Below are 20,702 nucleotides of genomic sequence, written 5' to 3'. Positions count from 1 at the left end.
TTGCCAAGTGCAACGCGGCGGCGGTTTCCGTGGTGCTCAGAAAAGGAAGCAGCGGAGAGGGAATGGCCGATGCGAACAGAGTCCTGGCGATGCAGAACAGTGCGACGGGATGGTCGAGAACGGCTTTTCTCCGTCTTGGGCTGATCTCGCGAGTCCGTTAGGTACGCCTCCCTGGTCATCGGTCCGGAAGGTACAGTCGTCGGGGGAGTGGTCGGAGCGGTTGTGGGTTGTGGTTCTGGCTGCGGGGTTTGTCACCAGTAACGTGACGAATGGCATCATCTCGAACATATCGGATCGGGTATCGGGAGCTGGTTCTAGCTGTGATGTCCTGGAGTGCTCTCGCGGGTGCCGCCGTTTTCGCTGTTTTTTCTGTCCGCTCCTGGGTGCGGGCGGTCAGGTATTGGCGCGATCCTAGGGCGCGCAGGTCGCCCATGGCTCTTTCGCGAATGCTTGGCCCGGAAGCGCGCCAAAGGCTCGAATCCGGTTTCGTGCTCAACGCCGTGTGCTTGAGCGGGTTGATGTTCCTTTTCCTCGGGGGTGCCTGGCTGCCGCCCGCGGGGAGTTCGGCTGCGGCGAACCCGGTCGCATCGGGAATTGCGTCCGCCGGGTTGATTATTTTTCTCCTCGGATTCCTGGCCCAAATCTCTCTCGCGTTTTCTGGCCAGCCCTCGTTCGTGATCCCGAAACACGCCAAGGGTGAATCCCGCAAGGGCCGGAATCGTCGAGATGGAACTACTTCCGACCGGTAGGTACCGACAGAGCTGGTAGGGCGCGTACGGCGCGGAGAGACGTGCGGCGTATTCGTTCTGCCTGGTGTGCCCACCGTGCAGGTGGAGATCTCCTGGTGTTCAAGCCCGCTTGTTTGAGTCGGGCGTTCTGCGACTGTCGTCGGCTGTGGCGTTGTGCCGTAGGAGTTCGGCCAGTACGGAGACGCCGTCGCGGTGGCCCAGGCCTGCCGCGATTGCCTGGTCGATGAGCTGGTGGTTCGCGTTCAGTTGGGCCATGGGTGCTCCCACGGACGCTGCCAGGGCGTCGATCAGTGTCAGGTCCTTGGCGACCAGGGCGAGCGTCATGTGTATGGCCGCTTCGTGCGGTCGTACGAAGTTGTCGCGGTTGTAGAGCACGAAGGGGGCCGCGGCGGGGCTCTGGGTGAAGGCGTCGTAGGCGTCGGTCCGGTCGATGCCGGCGCGTTCCGCGAGGACGAGTGCTTCGGCCAGTGCTGTCGCCAGGGAAAGGAGAAGGGAGTTGATGGCCAGTTTCATGATGTTGCCGCTGCCCGATTCTCCGAAGTGGAGGATGCGGGTGGCCAGGATGTCCAGGACGGGGCGGACGCGGTCGAGCGCCTCCTTGGGGCCGCCGGCGAGGAAGGTGAGTTCGCCGCGGGTGGCCAGTTCGACGGAGCCGGACATCGGGATGTCGAGGAGAGTGGCGCCGCGTTCGAGGACCCGGGGTGCGAGTGCCCGTGTCGTCCGCGGAGCGACTGTGCTGGTCTCCAGGACAGTTGCTCCCTCGCGCAGCCCGGCGAGGATGCCGTCGGGTCCGTCGTAGACCTCGCCGACCGCCGTGTCGTCGGACAGGGAGACGATGACGATGTCGGCGCGCGAGGCCGCCTCGCGCGGGGAACCGGCCACGCGCGCGCCCGTCTCGCCCGCGACGTCGAGGGCGCGGGCCGGGGTGCGGTTGGTGACGGTCACGTTGTGCCCTGCCCTGCGCAGACGCACCACCATGGGGCGGCTGATGCGGCCGATGCCGACCACCGCCAGTGTGGGCAGGGCGGCGGTCATGCGTGGCCGCCGTTGAGGTCGAGGTTCACGCCGTTCGCGGCCGGGTTCTCCAGCAGGAACAGGGAGCCCTCGACGATGTCGCGCATCGTGGGGACGACGCCGGTCAGGATCCGCGCGCGTGCCGCTTCCACGACCGCGTGGTTGTCGGCCCAGTAGGGGCTGTCGCCGACCATGCCGGGGTGGACGGCGTTGACGCGGATCGGTGCGAGTTCCTTGGCCAGCGTCGCCACCAGACCTGTCACACCGGCGTTCACGGTGGTGACGGTGGTGGAGCCGGGGTAGGGCACGTCCTTGGCCAGGCCGCCGAAGAGCAGCACGGAGCCGGTGGGGGAGATGCGCGACCGCAGCGCGTGGACGACCGTGGTGTAGCCGACGATCTTGGTGATCGCCAACTCCGTTGCCCCGGCGATGTCGTAGCCCGCGATCGTGTTGTTGTCGCGCCGCATGCCGGCCAGAACGATCGCGTCGACATGCTCGATGCCGCTCAGCGCCTCCTTGAGGAACTCGGGCTCGGAGAGGTCAACTGCTATGCCCCGCACCTGAGTTGTGTCCGTCTCGGTGTTGAGTTCGGCGGCGATCTTCTCGGCGCGGGTGCTGTCGCGGCCCGCGATGGTCACGGAGGCGCCCAGGCGGGCGTAGGCGGCGGCCAGTTCGCGGCCGATGCCGGAGGTGCCTCCGACGACTAAGACCTGCTTGCTCATGGGCTTCCCTTCGTCAGGCAGGCAGCGGGAGTCGCTGCCGGTGAGTGACAGCCTGGCGCGGAAGGTATATCGAGTCCAACGAAAAATGTTGACATGTGTTATCGAAGAAATCGATAATTGGCCGTGGAGATACGGCAGTTGCGCTACTTCATCACCGTGGCCGAGGAACTCAGCTTCACGCGCGCCGCGGCACGCCTCTTCGCGGCCCAGTCGACCGTGTCGGCGGCTGTGCGCGCCCTGGAGGAGGAGCTGCGGGTGTCGCTCTTCGACCGGTCGACCAGGACGGTGGCCCTGTCCGCGACGGGCGAGGCGTTCCTGCCCGAGGCCAAGGCCGTCGTAGCGGCCGCGGAACGGGCGAGGGAGGTGGTCGGCGAGGCGTCGAGAACCCTGCGGGGCAGCCTGCGCATCGGCACGATGACCCGCATGACGGCTCTCGATCTGCCGCGCCTGGTGGGGGCGTTCCGCCAGCGCCATCCCCTCGTGGACATACAGATCCAGGTCTCCGGATCCGGATCGGGCGGAATCGCCGAAGACGTGCGCCGCGGCCGCCTCGACATCGGCGTCGTGGCCCTGGCCGCCACCGATGCCCACGACCTGGACCTACGGCGGTTCGCGACGATCCCCTACGTGGTGATCCTGCCGTCCGGGCATCCACTGGCCCGGCGCGAACGCATCGCGCTCCAGGATCTCGCCCACGAGAACTTCGTCTCGGGCGCCGGCGGCTTCGGCTCACGCGCCGCCATGGACCGGGCCTTCGGCGAACTGGGCATCACGCGCCGCGTGTCCGTCGAGATCACGGACATCGCCTCGGCCGCGTCGTATGTGCGGGCCATCGGCGGCGCCGCCGTCGTACCCCGCTACGAGCCGGTGGACACGACCGGAGTGGTCATCAAGCCGCTGTCCGGACCCGTACCCACGCTCGGCCTGTCGTTCGCCGTCCGCGCGGGACGCGAACCGAGCCCCGCCGTCGGCGCGTTGCTGCAACTCAGCCCCAACTACACGCGCGACGACGGGAGGTTCTGAACTAGCCCAGGCTTCTTGAGCGGGCGGCGGCTCTGTAACTCCCTTGTGCTCACAGTGCCTTGAAGAGAGCGGGCGGGCCACAGCCACACTCGGCGAGGGAAACCGCTGACCGTCCGCACCTCGTGGAAGCTACCTGACGTGGCGCGCGGGCCGCGTCGCCGTGTGCAGCGCGTACTCCAGGGGCCCGCGCCTGAAGTGGCGGGTCCACACGGTGGCCAGCAGCATGGCGGCCGCGATGAACGCGAGCAGTACCGGCAGCCCGGCCATCGTCTCGTCCTCGACGACGGCCACATACCGGACGTCGGTCAGGAGCCAGAGGGCGACGATGTGCAGGACGTAGACGGTCAGGGCCATCGTGCCGACCGCGGAGACGGGTGCCAGCGACCGGGTGAGGCGGGGCATCCGGTCGGCGACGGTCAGACAGACGGCCAGCACCGCGAGGGCCACGCCCGTGTTGCCGACGATCGAGAAGGTCGTCTGGCTGTGCGGTGCGGCCACCAGGAGCCAGGCGAGCGGTGTGCCGTTCCGGGGTTCGCCGACCGTGTCGGACCACCAGGCCGACGACGCCGAACTCCCGCCCGTGGCCGAGGAGATGACGGTCAGCGCGTGCGGGACGAGGTGCAGGGCCAGCCAGGAGCCGCCGTAGCCGAGGACGGCGAGCGCACCGCCGGTCAGGGCGAGCCGGGTCCTGATCCCGGGCCGGGTGAGGTCGAGCCGGGCCACCGCCATGCCCGCGATCAGGAACGGCGCCCAGGTCAGCGCCGGGTAGTCACCGGTGAACAGCAGCTCTACGACGCCGTCCGTGCCGCTGATCCGGGCCAGCGGGTCCGCCTGGACGACGGCGTCCGCCCACCCGCCTTCCTCGATCAACTTCCTTACGGAGTACAGGATTTGGGGGAGTACCAAGGCGCCTACGGCGGCGACGAGCGCGAGCGTCGTGGCGCGCAGCCGGTGCAGCGGGAGAACGGTCAGGAAGAGGAGGCCGTAGCAGCTGAGGATCACGTCGACCTCGGTGTCCAGGGCGGTCAGCGCGTAGCCCAGGGCCAGCAGGACCACGGCGCGGATCGCGACCCGGGTCATCGCCTGGCGTCCGGCGCGGCCGGTCCGGGGGCGGGGGCGGCCGGTGATGATGATCAGCGAGAACCCGGCGAGTACGGCGAACAGGGCGGAGGAGCGGCCTCGTGCGGTCTCCAGCAGGAAGCCGACGGGTCCGCCGACCGTGACGTCGGGGCCGACGTGCGCGGAGTACATGCCGAGGACGGCGAGTCCGCGTGCCAGGTCGACACCGATCAGACGTCCGGTCGTTGGAGCGTCGGAGGGGACCGGCTGCCGCTCGGGTAACGCGGCGGCCGGTGCGGTCGGCGATGCGTCGTGTGTCATGCCCTCAGAATTCGCGGGCCGCGGGGAACGGCACACCCGGCAGTCTTCCGGACCCGGCCCGCCGACCGGCCGGAACCGCACCGGCCGACCGGACGGTCCCAGTCGATGAACGGCCGGCGGGAATATGGGCAGTTCAAGAAGTAAGGGCAGTTGAGGAGCGCAGCGCACATGATCCGTGTCCTGGTGGTCGACGACGAGGCTCTCGTCCGCACCGGCTTCACCCACATCCTCAACGCCTCGGACGACATCGGAGCCGTGGCGGCGGTCCCCGGCGGCCAAGCTCTCAAGGCCGTAAGGGAGTTGAGCCCCGATGTCGTCCTGCTCGACATCCGGATGCCCGACGTGGACGGACTGACCGTCCTGGCCGAACTCCGCCGACTGCCGGACCCTCCCGTGGTGGCCATGCTGACGACGTTCGACACCGACGAGTACGTCGAGGCGGCGCTGCGCTCCGGCGCCGCCGGTTTCCTCCTCAAGGACACCGACCCCGAGCAACTGCCGTATCTGATCCGCACGTTGGCCGAGGGCGGAACCGTACTGTCGTCGCAGGTCATACGCACGGTGGTGGACAGCTTCCTCGACCAGGGCGGGCGCGAGCCCTACGCCGTCCGGCTCGTCGACCGGCTGAGCGGGCGCGAGCGTGCCGTCCTCGTGCTGCTGGCGGAGGGCCTCTCCAACACCGACATCGGCGACCGGCTCCATCTGAGCAACGGCACCGTCAAAGGCCATGTCAGCGTCGTCTTCGAGAAGTTGCGGGTCGACAACCGGGTGCAGGCCGCGCTGATCGCCGAACGGGCCGGGCTGCTCAGGCCGTCCGAGGACGGAGCCGCCCGATGAACTCCCGCCGCCCGCCCGCCCTGTTGTTGGACGCGCTGCTGGTCGGTGTCGCACTGCTGGACCTGTGGGTGAACTTCGACAGCGACAACCACCCGGCCACCGCCTACGGCCTCCTCGCCGCCCTGGCGCTCACGCTGCGCCGCCACCGCCCGCTGCTCGCCTTCACCCTCACGCTGCCCTCCGCCCTGATCGGCGACGCGGCGTTCGCCACGATGGCCGCGCTGTACACCCTCTCCTCGCTCTGCCGTCACCGCGCGCTGCTCGCGGGCTGCGCGCTGGCCTTCGCCACCGTCGACTTCATGCCCTGGCCGTGGACGTCCCTCGATGTCGACGAACTCGACGAGACCTACAGCCTGGTCCATCTCACCTACACCCTCGCCACGGCCGCCGCCCCGGTCTTCCTCGGTCAACTCGTGCAGGCCCGGCGGGAGTTGACGATTCGGCTCGCCGAGATCACGGAGGCCCGCGAGCAGGAGCAACTCCTCAGTGCCCAGGCCGTGTTGGCGAAGGAACGTGCCCAACTCGCCCGCGAGATGCATGACGTGGTCTCGCACCAGGTCAGTCTCATCGCCGTCACCGCGGGCGCGCTCCAGGTCGGCAGCCCGGACGCCGGGGCGAGAGCGGCCGGGGCCACGATCCGCCGGCTCAGCGTGCAGACCCTGGAAGAACTGCGGCACATGGTCGGTGTCCTGCGCGCCTCCGGCAGCCGTCCCACCGAACTCACACCCCAGCCGTCCCTCGCCGACCTGCACCAGTTGATCGACGCCAGCGGCATCGAGACCCGACTGGAGACGGACCTGCCGCACGGACTCCCGCCCACGCTTCAACGCGCCGTCTACCGCACGGTCCAGGAGGCACTCACCAACGTCCGCAAACACGCGCCCGGCGCCACCGCGACCGTCCGCATCCACCACCGCGACGGCACCCTGCGCACCACCGTCACCAACACCGCCGCCACTCGCCCCGCACTCCCGCTCCCCGGGGCCCACCACGGCCTCGTCGGTCTGCGCCAGCGCGCCGAACTCCTCGGCGGCACCATCACCTCGGGCCTGACGACCGACGGCGGCTACGAACTCCACCTGGAACTCCGGTCCGACGACTGATCACGTCGTGAGCAGAGTCCAGGGATTCGGCCGAGCCAGCGCCAGTCGCGGCTTGCGCACGGCCCAGTGCCGTACCGCCGTTTCCAGAACTGCCCCCGGATCGTGGACCGTTCGCGTCGGTTCGAAGGGTGTCGACATGCTGGTGTAGCTCTGGAACATGGCCAGCAGCTGGACCGCGTGATGCTGGAACGGGGACAGATACTGGTTCGCGAGGGGCAGGAAGAAGCGGTTCCAGGTGCGCGTCGGGACGAACGGCGGTTGCTCGATGGGGGCGGCCCCGTGCTGGGCGCGGAACTCGTTGAGGGTCCGGCACGCGATGTCGATCATGGCGGAGAGGCGCAGACTGCCGCCGCCGCCCGCGATCACCTCGACGCGCGGGGCGGCCGGGGGCGGGGGAGTGGCGAGCACCGCCGAGGCGACGGCCTCCGCCACGTCGTCGACGGGGCTGATCTCCGCGTAGCCGTCCGGGTCGCCGACGACGACCGCGGCAAGGCCGGAGACCAGGGCGTGGACGATCGTGTACGGCCCGGAGAAGCGGGCGATCCGCCCGTCGTCCCGCCTGCCCACGATCAGCGGCGGCCGGACGATCGTCAGCGGCCCGTCGTGCTCCTCCCGCGCCAACGACTCGCAGGCGGCCTTCGACCACTCGTAGCCGTTGCGGTATCCCTCGAACTCCGGTCCCCGCAGGTCCTCTTGGGCCCGCACCCCGCCCACGTACGCCGTGGAGACATGGACGACATGGGTGTCCCGGTCGGCCAGGGCGAGCACCGCACGCAGCGGTTCCACGTTGGCCGTCCGCGCCTCCGCCCTGCTCATCGTCCAGCGGGTGGAGGCGGCGGTGTGCACGATCACGTCCCAGTGCCCGGACAGGTCCGGCGGGGGCGGCTCGCTCCCGATGTTCCAGGTCGTCACCGTCGTGTCCGGCGCCCGCCGGGCCACCCGGGTGAGCGGCCCGGGGCGGGCGGGATCCGCGCGCAGCCGGTCGACGACTTCGGTGCCCACCACACCGGTTGCGCCGGTGACAAGGGTTCGCATGATGTTGACCGTTCCGTGAGTCCGTGAGTCGGGGAGGGAAGAGGAGAGGGGCGATGGTGGGTCACCCCGGTGGCACCAGTACCAGGCACGCGTTCTGACCGCCGAAGCCGAAGGAGTTGGAGAGCACCGGCCCGCGCGCGATCGTGCGGCGTCGGCCGATCACCACGTCCACCAGGTCGGCCTCGGGGCTGCCGAGCGTGTTCGCGATCGCGGGGACGACACCCCGGTCGGCGCAGAGCAGGCCCAACAGCGCCTCCAACGCGCCTGATCCGCCGATGAGATGGCCGCTCATGCCCTTGACGGCCGTCAGCGGCGGCGACTGTCCCGCGAAGCACTGGTGGATAGCGGTCGCCTCCGCCCGGTCGTTGAGCACCGTCGACGTACCGTGCGCGCTGATGTGCCCGATGTCGGCCGGTGCGAGTCCGGCGTCCGCGACGGCGAGCCGCATGCACTCGGCCGCCGTGGCCGCCTCGGGGTCCGGCGCGGCGATGTGGAAGGCGTCGCAGTTGGCCGCGTAGCCGGTGATCTCGCCGTAGATCCTGGCGCCCCTCGCGAGGGCCAAGTCGCGTCTCTCCAGGACGAGTACGGCGGCCCCCTCGCCCATGACGAAGCCGTCGCGGTCGGTGTCGAAGGGGCGGCTGGCCCGGTCCGGTTCGTCGCCGCGCCGGGACAGCGCCCGCATCTTGGCGAAGGCGCCCACGATGGTGGTCGTGACGGGTGTGTCGACACCGCCCGCGACCACCGCGTCCAACTCGCCGTACCGGATGCGGCGCGCGGCCTCGCCGATCGCGGTGCTGCCGCTCGCGCACGCGGTGGCGTAAGTGGCGCAGTTGCCGCGGAAGTTGTAGCGCATCGCCACCCGGCAGGCCGGCGAGTTCGCCATGGTTCTCGGGACGGTGTGCACCGGCATCGTCATCGGGTCCGCGCCGTAGTCGAAGGTGGTGCCCTCCATCGTCCCCAGGCCGCCCATCCCGGTGCCGACCTGGACACCCACCCGCGAGGACGGCAGGTCGGCGAGGGCCGACTCGCCCGCGTCGGACACCGCGTCCACGGCGGCACAGAGCAACAGCTCGGCCGCCCGGTCGAGTTGGCGCCGCTCCCGCCGGGTGATGTACGGCTCGATGTCGAACTCGGGTACCAGGCAGGCCATTTCGACGGCGACCCCGCGCTCCGCCTCCACCAGATGCTTGGCGACGGCGGCTGTCGACTCGGCGGCCAGCAGCCGCGCGTACGCCGTCTCGACGTCGTTGCCCGCGGGCGACTTGACCCCGAGACCGGTGACGACGACCCGGGTCCGCCCGGTGGATGAGGTGCCGTTCACGCGGTCCGCCCCAGGCGCTGGTCCAGCAGGTCGACGGCGTCGCCGACGGTCTTGGCCTCCAGGAGGTCGGAGACCGGGATCTTGACCCGTAACGCGTTCTCCAGCCGGGCGCCCACATCCATCAACTCCAGGCTGTCGATGCCGAAGTCGTTGCCGAGGTGGGTCGTCTCGCTGATCTCCTCCACCTCCGTGCCGAGGACGTCCGAGACGGCCGTCCTGACGGTGAGGGACAACTCCGCCCGGGTGAGCGCCGGTTGAGCGGCGTGGTCGACCCGCGTGCTCAGGTCCATGGGTACCCTTCTCTCTTCTGTGGAGGTACGGCCTTTCACGTGGCGTTCCGCGCCGCCGCGCCGATCGCCGTGTCGAGGATGTCGGCGGCCTCCGCGATGTCCGACTCCGTGCTGACCAGCGGCGGAAGCAGCCGTACGGTGCCCGGGCGGCCCAGGCACGGCGACACCAGCAGTCCCGCACCGGCGAGTTCGACCACCACCGACCCGGCCACCCCGGGCGAGCTGAAGTCGATCCCGCGCAGCAGGCCCGTACCGCGGACCTCGGCGATCAACTCACCGTGTCTGCCCGCGAGTTCGACGAGCGCGCTGTCCAGTACGGCGGCGAGCCGCGCCCCGTGTTCGGCCGCTGCCTCGATCGCGGTGAGCGCGGCGGGCAGCGCCGCGCAGCTCAGCGGATGGCCCCCGAAGGTCGCCGAGTGGAGGAACGGGTCGGCGCTCAGCGGGGCGTACAACTCCTCGGTGCAGGCCAGCGCCGACAGCGGTACGACCCCGCCGCCGAGCGGCTTGCCGACCAGTACGGCGTCGACGGGCAGTCCGGCCGCGAGGGCGACCGAGCGCTCCCCGCATCTGCGCAGCCCGCACTGGATCTCGTCCGAGACGGTGAACGTGCCGTGCCGTGCGGCGTCGGCGCACCACCGGCGCAGTACGTCGACGGGCAGTACGGCCGCGCCGTTCTCGCCCTGGACGGGTTCGAAGACGACCGCGGCGACGTTCCCGCCCCGCACCTCCCGCAGTACGGCGTCGGGGTCGTCGGCCGGGACGTGCACGACGTCGACGGCCGCGCCCAGCAGGCCCCGCCGGAACAGGGGACTGTGGGTGAGGGCCAGGGCGCCGAGGGACTTGCCGTGGAAGCCGCCCTGGACCGCCACGACCCTGCTGCGCCCGGTGGCCAGCCGCGCGAGTTTGACGGCGACCTCGACGACGTCGGCGCCGTTGAGCCCGAAGTACACCTTGGGCAGGGCCTGTTGGAAGTACTCCGCGAGATGCGCGGCGGCACCGGCGGCCGTGGGGTTGGCGAGGCTACGGGTCGAGGTGGGCATCGCGTCGAGCTGCCCGCGCACGGCGGCGAGCACGTCCGGGTGCCGGTGGCCGAGCAGGGTGACGGCGTACGAACCGAAGTCCAGGGCCGTACGCCCGTCGGACAGTGTCACCCGGCAGCCGTCGGCGGACACCTCGGTGGCGCCCCGCCCCGCGAACGAACCGGTCAGCGCGAGCCGGGGGGAGAGGTGACGCCGGATCAGATCGAAGGTGTCGGAGGGGGCGCTGATTGTCGTGCTCATACGCGGTCGTGTTCCTCTTCGGCTTCACGGGCGGGCGTGGGGAGGCTCACCGGGTCCCCGGCGGCGAGCAGCCGGCGTTCCAGCGCCGACAGCATCTGGGCGGCGTTCTCCCGCAGGGCGTCCGCCGCTACCGGGTTGAGCAGGTCGGCCAGGAGCGGGATGCCGATGTCGAAGGTGACGTCCAGGGAGACCGTGCTGTGTCCGCCGGGCGCGGGCCGTACGGCCCAGTGGCCCATGAACTCGCCCAGATCGCCGGTGACTTGGCGGAAGTCGAAGCGGCGGGCGACCGGGTCGATGACCTCGTCCTCGGTCCACTGGAGCACGGATCCCTTGAGCCGCACCGCCCAGGCGCTGGTGCGGTGACGGTCGTCGGTCTGCCGGGTGATGGTCACGGAGTCCACGCTGTCCATGCACGCGGGGAAGGCCTCCACGTCCACGACGGCGGCCCACGCGGCCTCCGGCGGTACGGCGATGGGGAGTTCGACCTCTACTCGGGGCATGGGGAGGGGGCACCTTTCTGGTGGGAGTCGTGGTGGGAGTCGTGGTCGGGGACGTGCGGGCCGAGTGCCTCGGCGCGGGCCGCCGCGAGGGCCGCGGGCAGCAGCCGGCGCAGCAGCGCGCGGGGCAGCGGACGTAGATGGGTGATCGCGTACGACTGCTTGATCAGCCGGCAGCCGAACTCGATCTTCGGGGTGTACGCGGTCTGCGCGAAGCGGATGTGACGGCAGCCCGCGTCGAGTGCCAGGCGGATCGCCGCGTAGTGCACGTTGTGGTAGAGGCGGGCCTCGTGGGCGAGGGCGTAGTCGAGGCCGATCCGCGCCCCGGTGGCGCCGGAACCGCTGAACAGGCAGAGCAGGAAGGCGACGAGGCGTTCGCCGTCGAAGCAGGCCACGAGCCGGCGGTCCGGCCCGGGGGAGGCCGCGAGGGCGGTGAGGAAGCCGGCGTCGAGGACGTCGAGTCGCTGCCCGGCCCGGACCATGACCTGCCGGTAGAGGCCGAGCATCTGCGGTACGAGCGGGCGGAAGTCCTCCACCGTCTCCATCCGCAGTCCCGGATGGGCGGCGAATTTACGGAGGTTGCTGCGCGCGTTCCGCCGTGGCTTGGCGGGGAGTCGCTCGATGTACTCGTCGAACGTGCCGCCCGTCAGGGGGAGTTCGGTGTCGGGCAGGCTGGGCGCGGGGAAGAAGCCCGCCGAAGTGAGCGCCGTGCGCAGCGGGTTGAGACCGGCCGGGGCGAAGTCCTTGAAGACCACGGTGCCGAGGCGTTCGGTGCGTGCGAACCGGAGCACGGCGTCGACCAGCACCTTGGCGACCTCGTCGGTGAGCGGTCCGGGGGCCAGGACATGGCCCTGGCCGAGGAAGTTGCCGCAGAAGAGCATCGGCGCCCGCAGCAGGCGGGGTGCCATCTTCCGTACGGGGGCGAGGAGCTGGCGCTCGTGGAGGCCGACGACGTCGTCGAGGCGCAGATTCCGGAAGAGGGACAGGGGCAGTACGGCCTCGGTGCGCGGGCCGCTGCGGACCACCAGGTAGGCGTAGCCGTCGGGGCCGATGGAGCCGTCCTCCATGGCCTCGAAGACGGCGCGGGACCACATGGGGTCGTCCGGCGGGGCCAGTTCGCGCCAGACCGACGGCGGCAGGAAGTCGATCGAACGCAGCACCTCGACGCGGCGGGCGACACCGTCTCCGTCACCTTCACGCTCCATGGGCCACCCGCTCCTGTTCGTTGTCAGCACCGCCCTCAACCGATGCGCAGGGGCGCGCCGTTCAGGAAGTCCCGCAGCGGGGCGCCCATGCGGGCCCGGGACGGCGGGTGGAAGGTGAGACCGGTGGCGGCGGACGCGAGATACGAGATGTCGGGCGCCGTGATGAACGCCATGCCGCCGAGCGCCGCCTGACAGGCCGTGGTGGTGCGGGCGATGGCGTCCTGCGCCGCGTACCGGGCCGACAGAGCGTCGACGAGCAGCGCGTCGTTCCACGCCTCCGTGTCCATGGCCCGGGCCACCGACTCGACGGCGAGCATCGCCGCCTCGATGTCGACCAGGAAGGCCGTCGGGTCCTGCGGACCGCCCGCCTTGCCGAGGACCCGCTCGACGAGGGCGCTCGCGATCCCGATGTACCCGGCCGTCAGCAGGAGTTCGAACCAGAGGAAGCCGGCGAGGTTCAGCTCGTCGGGGACGGCGTCGGCCGTGACCCGGGTCAACACCACCATCTCCGGGTCGAGTTCGACATCCGTCAGCACGACCTGGTCGCTCTCGGCGCCCGCGAGGACCGGGGAGCTCCAGAACGGCCGTACCTCAAGGCCCGGTGAGGTGGCGGGGATCAGGGCGACCGCGAGCCGCTCGACACCGTTGTCGTCCGCCATCATGACGGAGGCGGTGAGCAGGTCCATCGAACGGGACAGGCTGCACGGCATCTTGCTGCCGTTCAGCACGATGCTTCCGCTCTCCGTGCGGCGGGCGGTGATGTGCGGCCCCAGGATGTTCTGGCCGGTGTTGCCCTCGGCGAAGCCGGAGGCGAGCAACAGCCCCTCCTTCGCGATGGCTTCGAGCAGCAGGCCCTCCGTGCCGCTGCCGTACGCGGCGGCCTGGACGAGGCCCGCGATCGAGAAGTGGTGCATGGTGGTCGCCACCGCGAGCGAGGGGCAGCGGGATCCGACGGCGCGCTGTACCCGTACGGCCTGGAGGGGACCGGCTCCGACGCCCGCGTTCTCGGTGGGCACCAGCAGCGCGGGGCCGCCCGCCGCGCGGAACTCGGCGATGGCGGGGCTCGGCGCGCTCTCCAGCTCGGACAGCGGGTAGCGCGCGAGGGCCGCGTCGAGCCCCGGCAACAGGGCTTCGAGGGTGGCGCGTTCTTGGTGCAGGAACTTCACGGGTGGTGCCTCTCGTCCGGCGGAGGGGGGCCGGTGGGGAGCCTGTGGGTATGGGTGAGCCAAACGAAAAGAAATGCATCGATATGCGGTCTATTTGTGCATTGCAGCTTAACTATCCCCTCCGTCGCGCCCCGGATTTTCTGTCTGCTTGGGTGCGATATGGGAGGCAATGCCCACCCGTAACGGGGGAGTTGAGGAACGCCCGTGCGAATGTCAGCCGAGGGTCACGGGCAGACGTTCGTAGCCGCGCATCATGAGTCCGCGCCTCCTGACGGGCTCCTCGGCGAGGCTCAGCCGGGGGAAGCGCCGCAGCAGCGCGGGCAGCGCGATGTTCGCCTCCAGCCTGGCGAGCGGGGCACCGAGGCAGAAGTGGGCGCCGCCGCCGAAGGCCAGCGGCTGCGGTCCGGTGCGCAACGGGTCGAACTCCGCCGGGCGGTCGTATTGCCGCGGGTCACGGTTGGCGGCCCCCAGGAACACCAGGGCGATCGTGCCGAGGGGCGCGGGCACCCCGCCGACGTCGAGCCCCTCGCCGAGCGGTACCCGGGCCGCGTACTGGACGGGGGATTCGAGCCGTAGCACCTCGTCGGTGAATCCGGGGGCGGGAATCCGGCCGGTGCGCAACTCCTCAGCCGCCAGGGGGTGTTGGACGGCGAGCGCGACGGCGTTGCCGAGCAGATTGACCGTGGTGTCGAAACCGGCCACGAGCAGCAGCACGAACATCGACAGCATCTCGTGCTCGCTGAGGCGGGCGTCCGTTCCGTCCGCCGCCGAGGCCAGCGCGCTCGCCAGGTCGTCCCGCGGATCCGCGCGCCGCCGGGCGGCCAAGTCCCGGAAATACTCGACGAGTTCGGCCACCGCGATGTCGGCCGCCAGTACCGCCTCCGGGGGCGGGGCGAGTTCCAGCGTGAGCGTGAGGGCGGACGCGGCGGCACGGAACCTCAGCCGGTCCGCCTTCGGTACGCCCAGCAACTCGCAGATCACCTCCATCGGCAGCCGGGACGCGAAGGCCTCCATGAAGTCGACACCGCCGGAGGGTCCCGCGTGGCCCGGCACCCCGTCGAGCAGGGCGTCCACCTCCGCAGCGATCAGCGGTTCGAACGAGGGAACCCTGCGGCCCGCGAAGAACGAGGACACCAGGGACCTGAGCCGGGTGTGGTCGGGCGGGTCGGTCTCCAGGAGGGAGGCGGCGACGACCCACCGCGAGAGGTGATCGGCGGAGCCGGAGCCGCCCGGTTCGCGCGTCTCCCCGCTGAGGATCCCGAAGGCACGGTCGCGCGTCAGCCGTTCCGCCTCCTGGTACCCGGTCACCAGCAGGACCCCGTCCCCGGCCGGCACGACTGGCCCGAGCGCCCGGGCCCGCTCGAACAACGGGTAGGGATCGGCCGATCCCTCTTCGGTGAGCAGCCCTCCGAGGATGGGGGCGGCGGCGGTGTCCGAGGTGCGGTGCGTCATGCCCCCCATGGTGGCGGGAACGCGGTGAACAGCCGACGCGACACCTCCGTACCCCCTGACATGACCCCCCAGACACAGACGCCGCAGCTCACCAGAGGACACACCGCCCGCCTCCGCCGTGGTGCCGCGCTCGCCCTGCTCCCGTTCGCCGTGGCGTGCGGTGGTGGTGAGGGCGAGGGCGAGAACGCGGAGGAGCGCAAGCGGGTGGCGGCCGTGACCGCCGCTCCCGAGGCGGGTGTCGTCGCCCCGGCGAAGGTCGAGGTGATCGCCGGGCTGACCGGGTGCACCGCCGAGATCCGGTTCGAGGCGGAGGAGTTGCGTGAGGGGCAGTGCCGTACGAAGCAGGGCGAGTACCGGATCACCACGTTCCCGGAGGAGCGGTTCAAGGTGACCTGGCTCGACACCGCGGCCGTCTACGGCGGCAAGTACCTCGTCGGCACCCGCTGGGTCGTCAGCGCGCGGCCGGAGCTGCTGGAGGGGTTCCGGGCCCGACTCGGCGGCACCGTACAGGAGTTGCGCGGTGCCGGGCCCACGGCGTCGGCTTCCTTCGGCCCCACGGTGTCGGCCCCCTGAGTCCCTCCTCCACTCCCTCCTCCACTCACTTCTCCACTCACTTCTCCATTCCCTCGTTCGTGCGGAGGTGTTCCAACACCTCCGCCAACGGCAGGTCGAAGCGGTCCTTGTCGTCGTCCCATCGCCGCAGCACGCTCGCCGCGCCCTCCGCCAGCTCCGGCGGCAGTCCCGCCGTGCGCAGGGTCGCCGCGATCTCCTCCAACTCCGGTGCCCAGCGCCAGGCTCGCGCGGCGACGCTCGGCAGCTGATCGGTCTCGGCGAGGATGTTGGACGTCAACGAGCCTGCCTCCAGGGCGAGTTCGGCCGCCACGCCGTGGCTCGCGGCGAGCGCGTGCGAGACGGCGGCCAGCACCCGGGCCGACTTCTGGTACGAGGCGTACGACATCTTCAGCGCCGACGCGGCACCGATCCCGGCGTCGAGAGGGCGGGCCAGGACCCGGGTGTTCTCGAACACCGCCGCCACCCTGGCCACTTCCTTCCCGTCGCCGCTCAGATAGAGGCGCGGCGCGCTGCCCGGTCCGGGCGGGCCCCCGACGATCGAGCCGTCGATCATCAGCACGCCGCGCTCCGCGCACGCCGCCGCGATCCGCCTCGTACGGTCCGGGCTGATCGCGTTGGCCTCGACGTACACGCCCCGGAAGGGGTGCGCGAGGACCTCGTGCGCCACGTCCTCCGCCGCGTGCGGCGGGCACACCGACAGCACCAAGTCGCTTGCCGCGAGGGCCGATTGAAGGGACTCGGCCGCCTCCAGGCCCGCGTCCCGGGCCCGTTGGAGACTGGCGGCGCCACGGCCGGTGGGGACGTACAGCACCCGGGCACCCGCAAGGGCCGCCTGGCCGCCGACTTTCGCGCCCATGGCGCCGGGATGCAGAAGCGTCAACGTGGTCATGGGCCCCACGGTAGGGGCCTGAACTGAACCCCTCGCCCGACTCAGGGGCCGGTCTCCTCCCCCAGGAGTAGCCGGCCCCACGCGGCTCCCCCTCAGGTGGCAGGTCGGATGCCTCCGAGAGGGCGACGCGAGGGCGCGTTACGAGGGCGATCGTTGGGCATAGGAGAGATGAGCCTCGGGAGGGCGCCATGAATCGACAGATCCGCGTTCGCGTAAGCCGCCGGCCTGCCGCGCCCCGCGATCTCACCATCGACCGCCGTACGCCTTCGGGGCGGTTGCTGCCGTACTGACGGCGGCGGGAGCGGGAGTTCAGGCGCTTCAGGTGCGGAAGACCTGGGCGACGGCTCTGCCGCGTTGCCTGAGATCGGCGATTCTCTGCTGACGCCAGGTGCAGCCGAAGCGGGTGTCGGCCTCGTGCGCGTACTTCTGGGCGGTGTCGCAGGCCCGCTCGAAGGTGGCCAGCCGGGGAAGGATCTCGGCGGGCAGGCGGGCGTTCCGGGGGTCGGGCAGAGTTTGGGGCTTGCGGTAGTAGAAGTCGTCCACCGGGAGCATGCCCGCGGCGTGGCGGAGGCCGGCGAGTTCCAGGGCGGCGAGGGCCCCATGCCAGTCGAAGCGGAGCCAGAACGGCATGGGCTCGGCGACCTTCTCGTGTGCGAGGCGCAGCCGGATCAGGTGGGAGGGGCGTGCGGGGTCGCCCTCCTCAGGGTCGAGCAACAGTGCGTAGAGCGCGCGCAGCGTGGCGTGGATGGGTTCGTGCGGTTGTTGCGGTCGGGCCAAGGCGTCGACCTGCCGTGATGCCGCCCGTGCGGCCTGAGTGTCGTTGTCGTACAGCGCCAGGCCAGCCGTACGCCCGGCAAATAGTGAGTCCGCCCCCGGATCGTCCAAGGTGTCGAGCAGCGCGGTCCAGCGCTCCGCCTCGTCCCGACGGGAAAGCTGTAGGCAGTACCCGGCGGCGGCGAAGGCGGTGCCGGAGGGCCAGTGGCTCGGCCCCGGACCGTCCCGTTGAGCCCACGCCAGCTCCTGGATCTCCAGCGCCGCCGCCCACCTTCCTCTCTGGTTCAGCAGTTGGGCCCGTCGTGACTTGGTGGCGGCCCCTTCGTGCCCCCACGCGTCCAACGCAAGCTCCGACAACTGTTCCACCCGTTCATCAAGGTCGGTGACGATCACGTCGTGAGACATTGCGTGCCAGAGAAACATGCTGTGCAGCCAGTACCGCTCGTCGGCGTTGCCCATGGCCTCCGCCTGCCGGATGGCGTCCAGAATCAGCCTGACGCTCCGGTCGAGTTCAGAGGTCTCCAACCAGCTGTGTGCGGCCCACCTCAGTGCGGAGACGGCTTTTTCCCGCCATCCGTGGGCCACGGCCGACTCGTGCGCCCGCTCGTAGAGCAGCGCCGCGGTCCACATCTCACCTGATGTGTATGCCTTATAGGCTTGCCGCATCCGCTTGTCGTACTCATCGGCCTCACTCATGCCTGCTCCGGCTTCCGCGCCCGGTCGACGATGAATGGGGCCAGCCCCTGATGCTCCGGCTGGAGGAGCTTGGCCACCTCCTCCGGTTCGGCCGCCAGCCAGTCCTGGGTCGTGCGGTAGCGGGAGGCCAGTCTGTCGAGGGTCTCCGGCGCGAGGACGACGGGCTTGATCAGCTCGGCCAGGAGCTTCGCGCCGACGTAGCGCGGGTGTTGGCTGTCGTCGACGAGAACACGCAGGATGCGGGACTTCCGCATCTCGGCGCGGAGGTGCTCCGCCAGAGAGGGATTGTCCAGGGTGTACGGGATGTAGAGCAGGGCCTGAAGGTCGGCGGGGAGGGCCGTGGTCCCGGCGGAGGCGCTCTCGCGCAGGAGGATCACCGGGCGCTCGCGGCGGTCGGCGAAGGCGGCGCCGAGTTCGAACATCACGTTGGGGTTGCTGTCGGTGATCTCCGCGATGAAACCGTCGGCCCCGTCCATGAGCACCTGGACGTTGTCGAGGAGACGGTGGTCCTCCTGGCGCTCGCTCGCCACTACGAGTTCGTATCCCCACTGCTGTTCCACCAGTTCGCGGCAGGCGTCGATCACGGGCTGGTAGCGGGGGGCGAAGGGGGTGATCATGAAGAAGCTGCGGTGGGTGGAGCGGGAGGGCTCGGTGGTCGCGCGGCTGCGGCCCTGTGCCGCCCGGAGCCGCTCGTCCAGTGTCCGGCAGCGCGTTTCGAGGTCCAGCGCTTCGAGGCTACGGCCCATCAACTGCTGGAGCTGGTCGTGGAAGGCGGTCGCGGCGTGGGCGGTGATCAGCTGCCCGTTGGCGAGTACGGCGCTGTGGTAGAGGGCGAGCATGAGCTGGCCCACCTCGGGGCTCACGTTCTCGTGGTGTGCGGCGAGCCGTTGGACCAGTTCGTTGCTGGCGTTGATCGTCAGCCGGTGACCGCTGCCCAGCGTCATGCGCTGGATCGCCTCCGCCATCTCCCGGGCGCCGGGGGAGGCGTTGGGGTCGCGCAGCACATCCTCCGCCTCGACCTGAGCTTCCGTGCGGGGGTCCGTCCGCAGGACGGCCGTGATGTCCGAAGGCTTGAACTCCCGGGCCTCGGTGCGGATTACGTGGCCCTGAGGTGTGCGCAGGACCGCACTCATCCGGTCCGCGAGCCGTTGGGCCGCCGCGCCCTCCTCCCCGGTGGTCGGCCGGAAGATGGCGTCGCCGGACGGCGCGTCCTCGCGGTCTATGTGGACCAGCCGGAGGCTGACGCCGGGCAACCGGGTGTAGGCGTCCAGGAGTTGGGGCTCGAAGACGAAGCTGGCGTCGACGACCGTGGTCCCGGCCGCGTTGGCGATCTCGAAGTACTGGCGGGCGGCGTCCATCCCGGTGACGCACTGTAGGGTCCTGGGCTCGCCCTCCTGGCCGGGCAGGCGCTTCAGGATCTCCGGGAGGGTGCGCAGGGCGACGGTCGTGCCCGTGTCGTTCAGGGGATCGTTGACGGTGGTCCCACTGGGCTCGTCCGGCAGGCAGTTGGTCCGCCACAGCAGCAGGTCGGCGAACTTCGCGAAGAAGTCCTCGTAGTAGTAACTCGCGGAGGCGAAGCTTGTCCGGTGGTAGCGGGCGATGTCGACGAACCGCTTGCGCTGGGTGTCGCGAAGGCGTTCCAGGTGCTCGATCACCAGGTTGCCGAGGGCGTCGCGCAGAGCCGACCACTGGTCGTCGCGCAGATAGTTGTCCCGGGCCGAAGTCGGGGTGAGATCAGGGGTGTTGATCACGCCGTTGATGAACCTGGCCCACTTCGGCAGGATGTCCGGCTGGTCCTCGCACAGGAACATCCTGCGCTGGAACAGCCGGATGGTGCGGGGCTGGTCGACGGCGTACAGGCGGTCGGGGGTGATGTACAGGACGCCCTCCGCCTTCACCCCGTTGCGGAGTTGGACGGGTATGACCTCCAACACCCGGTCGTTGAGCGTGCGTTGCACATAGACGCGGAGGTCGTAGTCGAGTTCCATGGGGGTGATGCCGGTGCGCTCCCACGGCATGTGCATCGTGTTCTCCGGCTCCTGCGAGCCGTTGAGATGGATCGGGATGGTCAGCATGTCCGCGTAGTGGCGGATCAGCGTGCGTACCTCCGACTCCTGGATGATTCCCCGGTCCTCGACGCCCGCCAGCGTGACCGTCACCGTGGTCCCCGCGGCGGGTACCTCGCACTCGGTCAGGCGGTACTCCTTGCTTCCCTCGTTCTCCCAGAGCCAGCCCGTCTTCGCGCCCACCTTGCGGGTCGTCACCCGTACCTTCGAGGCGACCACGAAGGCGGACAGGAAGCCGATGCCGAACTGGCCGATCAGGGAGTTGTCCTGCTCCCGCTCCTCCTTCGTCAGGCTCTTGCCGATGTTCGACAGATAGCCTTCGAGGTCCTCGCGGCTCATGCCGATCCCGGTGTCGCGGATGGTGATCTCCAGGTCCTGCGGCCTGGTCTCCACGTCGATACGGCCGACCACCCCTCCGTCCCGCTGGGTCCGTCGGCGGATGCCGTCGTGCGCGTTCTGGATGAGTTCGCGAATGAACACCTTCTTCTCGCTGTAAAGGTTGTTCGCGAACATTCGGATGAGATTTTCGAAGTCGAACGACATCTCAGGCATGGGCGACCTCCCCCGATCCCCGTTTTCCCCGGATAAGGAGGGTAGCGTCCGATTTGGAGTCCCACCATGTGGTCGGTG

18 protein-coding genes are annotated in these 20,702 nt (G+C 70.2%); 4 read left to right on the top strand and 14 right to left on the bottom strand.

Going from position 1 to position 20,702, the window contains the following annotated elements; all coding sequences use genetic code 11:
- Positions 1 to 848: 848 nt before the first annotated feature.
- Both ACWIHT_RS42060 and ACWIHT_RS42055 read right to left on the bottom strand, forming a co-directional pair.
- Complete coding sequence (locus ACWIHT_RS42060) at positions 849 to 1,784, bottom strand: NAD(P)-dependent oxidoreductase (RefSeq protein ID WP_456173896.1); 936 nt, start codon at positions 1,782 to 1,784, stop codon at positions 849 to 851.
- Complete coding sequence (locus tag ACWIHT_RS42055) at positions 1,781 to 2,485, bottom strand: SDR family NAD(P)-dependent oxidoreductase (protein WP_456173895.1); 705 nt, start codon at positions 2,483 to 2,485, stop codon at positions 1,781 to 1,783. The genes ACWIHT_RS42060 and ACWIHT_RS42055 overlap by 4 nt, the downstream gene beginning before the upstream one ends.
- Before the next feature lie 123 nt (positions 2,486 to 2,608).
- On the opposite strand from ACWIHT_RS42055, the gene ACWIHT_RS42050 reads away from it, so the two are divergent.
- Positions 2,609 to 3,508 (top strand): LysR family transcriptional regulator, encoded by a 900-nt coding sequence (locus ACWIHT_RS42050; protein ID WP_456173921.1) that lies wholly within the window; start codon positions 2,609 to 2,611, stop codon positions 3,506 to 3,508.
- Between the two features lie 129 nt (positions 3,509 to 3,637).
- Here the strand turns inward: ACWIHT_RS42050 and ACWIHT_RS42045 are convergent, their stop codons facing one another.
- Entirely contained in the window at positions 3,638 to 4,888 is a 1,251-nt protein-coding gene (locus tag ACWIHT_RS42045) for a DUF418 domain-containing protein (RefSeq protein ID WP_456173894.1), read from the bottom strand.
- Positions 4,889 to 5,056: 168 nt separating this feature from the next.
- Here ACWIHT_RS42045 and ACWIHT_RS42040 point away from each other — a divergent pair, with 168 nt between their 5' ends.
- Together ACWIHT_RS42040 and ACWIHT_RS42035 are read left to right on the top strand one after the other, a co-directional pair.
- A complete protein-coding gene (locus ACWIHT_RS42040) occupies positions 5,057 to 5,725 on the top strand; it encodes a response regulator (RefSeq protein ID WP_456173893.1) in 669 nt (222 codons plus the stop codon).
- Positions 5,722 to 6,828: a sensor histidine kinase gene (locus ACWIHT_RS42035; protein WP_456173892.1), complete on the top strand. Its 1,107-nt coding sequence runs from the start codon at positions 5,722 to 5,724 to the stop codon at positions 6,826 to 6,828. Before ACWIHT_RS42040 ends, ACWIHT_RS42035 begins: the two co-directional genes overlap by 4 nt.
- On the opposite strand, the gene ACWIHT_RS42030 is transcribed toward ACWIHT_RS42035, so the two are convergent.
- The 8 genes from ACWIHT_RS42030 to ACWIHT_RS41995 form a co-directional block, all read right to left on the bottom strand.
- The gene (locus tag ACWIHT_RS42030) at positions 6,829 to 7,863 is read right to left on the bottom strand and encodes an SDR family oxidoreductase (RefSeq protein ID WP_456173891.1); all 1,035 of its coding nucleotides are present in this window, start codon (positions 7,861 to 7,863) and stop codon (positions 6,829 to 6,831) included.
- Between the two features lie 61 nt (positions 7,864 to 7,924).
- Positions 7,925 to 9,184, bottom strand: coding sequence for a beta-ketoacyl-[acyl-carrier-protein] synthase family protein (locus tag ACWIHT_RS42025; RefSeq protein ID WP_456173890.1), 1,260 nt, complete (start codon positions 9,182 to 9,184; stop codon positions 7,925 to 7,927).
- Positions 9,181 to 9,474, bottom strand: coding sequence for an acyl carrier protein (locus tag ACWIHT_RS42020; protein WP_456173889.1), 294 nt, complete (start codon positions 9,472 to 9,474; stop codon positions 9,181 to 9,183). The genes ACWIHT_RS42025 and ACWIHT_RS42020 overlap by 4 nt, the downstream gene beginning before the upstream one ends.
- A 35-nt stretch (positions 9,475 to 9,509) precedes the next feature.
- Entirely contained in the window at positions 9,510 to 10,754 is a 1,245-nt protein-coding gene (locus ACWIHT_RS42015; protein ID WP_456173888.1) for an aspartate aminotransferase family protein, read from the bottom strand.
- Positions 10,751 to 11,254, bottom strand: a complete 504-nt coding sequence (locus tag ACWIHT_RS42010) for a type II toxin-antitoxin system RatA family toxin (RefSeq protein WP_456173887.1) — start codon at positions 11,252 to 11,254, stop codon at positions 10,751 to 10,753. The genes ACWIHT_RS42015 and ACWIHT_RS42010 overlap by 4 nt, the downstream gene beginning before the upstream one ends.
- Entirely contained in the window at positions 11,242 to 12,456 is a 1,215-nt protein-coding gene (locus tag ACWIHT_RS42005; protein WP_456173886.1) for a GNAT family N-acetyltransferase, read from the bottom strand. Before ACWIHT_RS42005 ends, ACWIHT_RS42010 begins: the two co-directional genes overlap by 13 nt.
- A gap of 35 nt (positions 12,457 to 12,491) precedes the next feature.
- The gene (locus ACWIHT_RS42000) at positions 12,492 to 13,622 is read right to left on the bottom strand and encodes an acyl-CoA dehydrogenase family protein (protein WP_456173885.1); all 1,131 of its coding nucleotides are present in this window, start codon (positions 13,620 to 13,622) and stop codon (positions 12,492 to 12,494) included.
- 213 nt (positions 13,623 to 13,835) lie between these two features.
- Positions 13,836 to 15,074, bottom strand: coding sequence for a cytochrome P450 (locus tag ACWIHT_RS41995; protein ID WP_456173884.1), 1,239 nt, complete (start codon positions 15,072 to 15,074; stop codon positions 13,836 to 13,838).
- A 60-nt stretch (positions 15,075 to 15,134) separates the two neighbouring features.
- On the opposite strand from ACWIHT_RS41995, the gene ACWIHT_RS41990 reads away from it, so the two are divergent.
- A complete protein-coding gene (locus tag ACWIHT_RS41990; protein ID WP_456173883.1) occupies positions 15,135 to 15,647 on the top strand; it encodes a hypothetical protein in 513 nt (170 codons plus the stop codon).
- Positions 15,648 to 15,684: 37 nt separating this feature from the next.
- Here ACWIHT_RS41990 and ACWIHT_RS41985 read toward each other — a convergent pair whose 3' ends face one another.
- The 3 genes from ACWIHT_RS41985 to ACWIHT_RS41975 all read right to left on the bottom strand — a co-directional run bounded on the left by ACWIHT_RS41985 (position 15,685) and on the right by ACWIHT_RS41975 (position 20,624).
- Entirely contained in the window at positions 15,685 to 16,536 is an 852-nt protein-coding gene (locus ACWIHT_RS41985) for a DUF1932 domain-containing protein (RefSeq protein ID WP_456173882.1), read from the bottom strand.
- 318 nt (positions 16,537 to 16,854) lie between these two features.
- Positions 16,855 to 18,006 carry a hypothetical protein gene (locus ACWIHT_RS41980; RefSeq protein WP_456173881.1) on the bottom strand — a complete coding sequence of 384 codons (1,152 nt, stop codon included), beginning with the start codon at positions 18,004 to 18,006 and terminating at the stop codon, positions 16,855 to 16,857.
- Positions 18,003 to 20,624, bottom strand: a complete 2,622-nt coding sequence (locus ACWIHT_RS41975) for an ATP-binding protein (RefSeq protein ID WP_456173880.1) — start codon at positions 20,622 to 20,624, stop codon at positions 18,003 to 18,005. Before ACWIHT_RS41975 ends, ACWIHT_RS41980 begins: the two co-directional genes overlap by 4 nt.
- Between the last annotated feature and the right edge of the window lie 78 nt (positions 20,625 to 20,702).

This window comes from Streptomyces sp. NPDC002276 (assembly GCF_053891435.1).
Note: the sequence above shows the minus strand (reverse complement) of the source record. Positions and strands in the feature narration are given on the sequence as shown.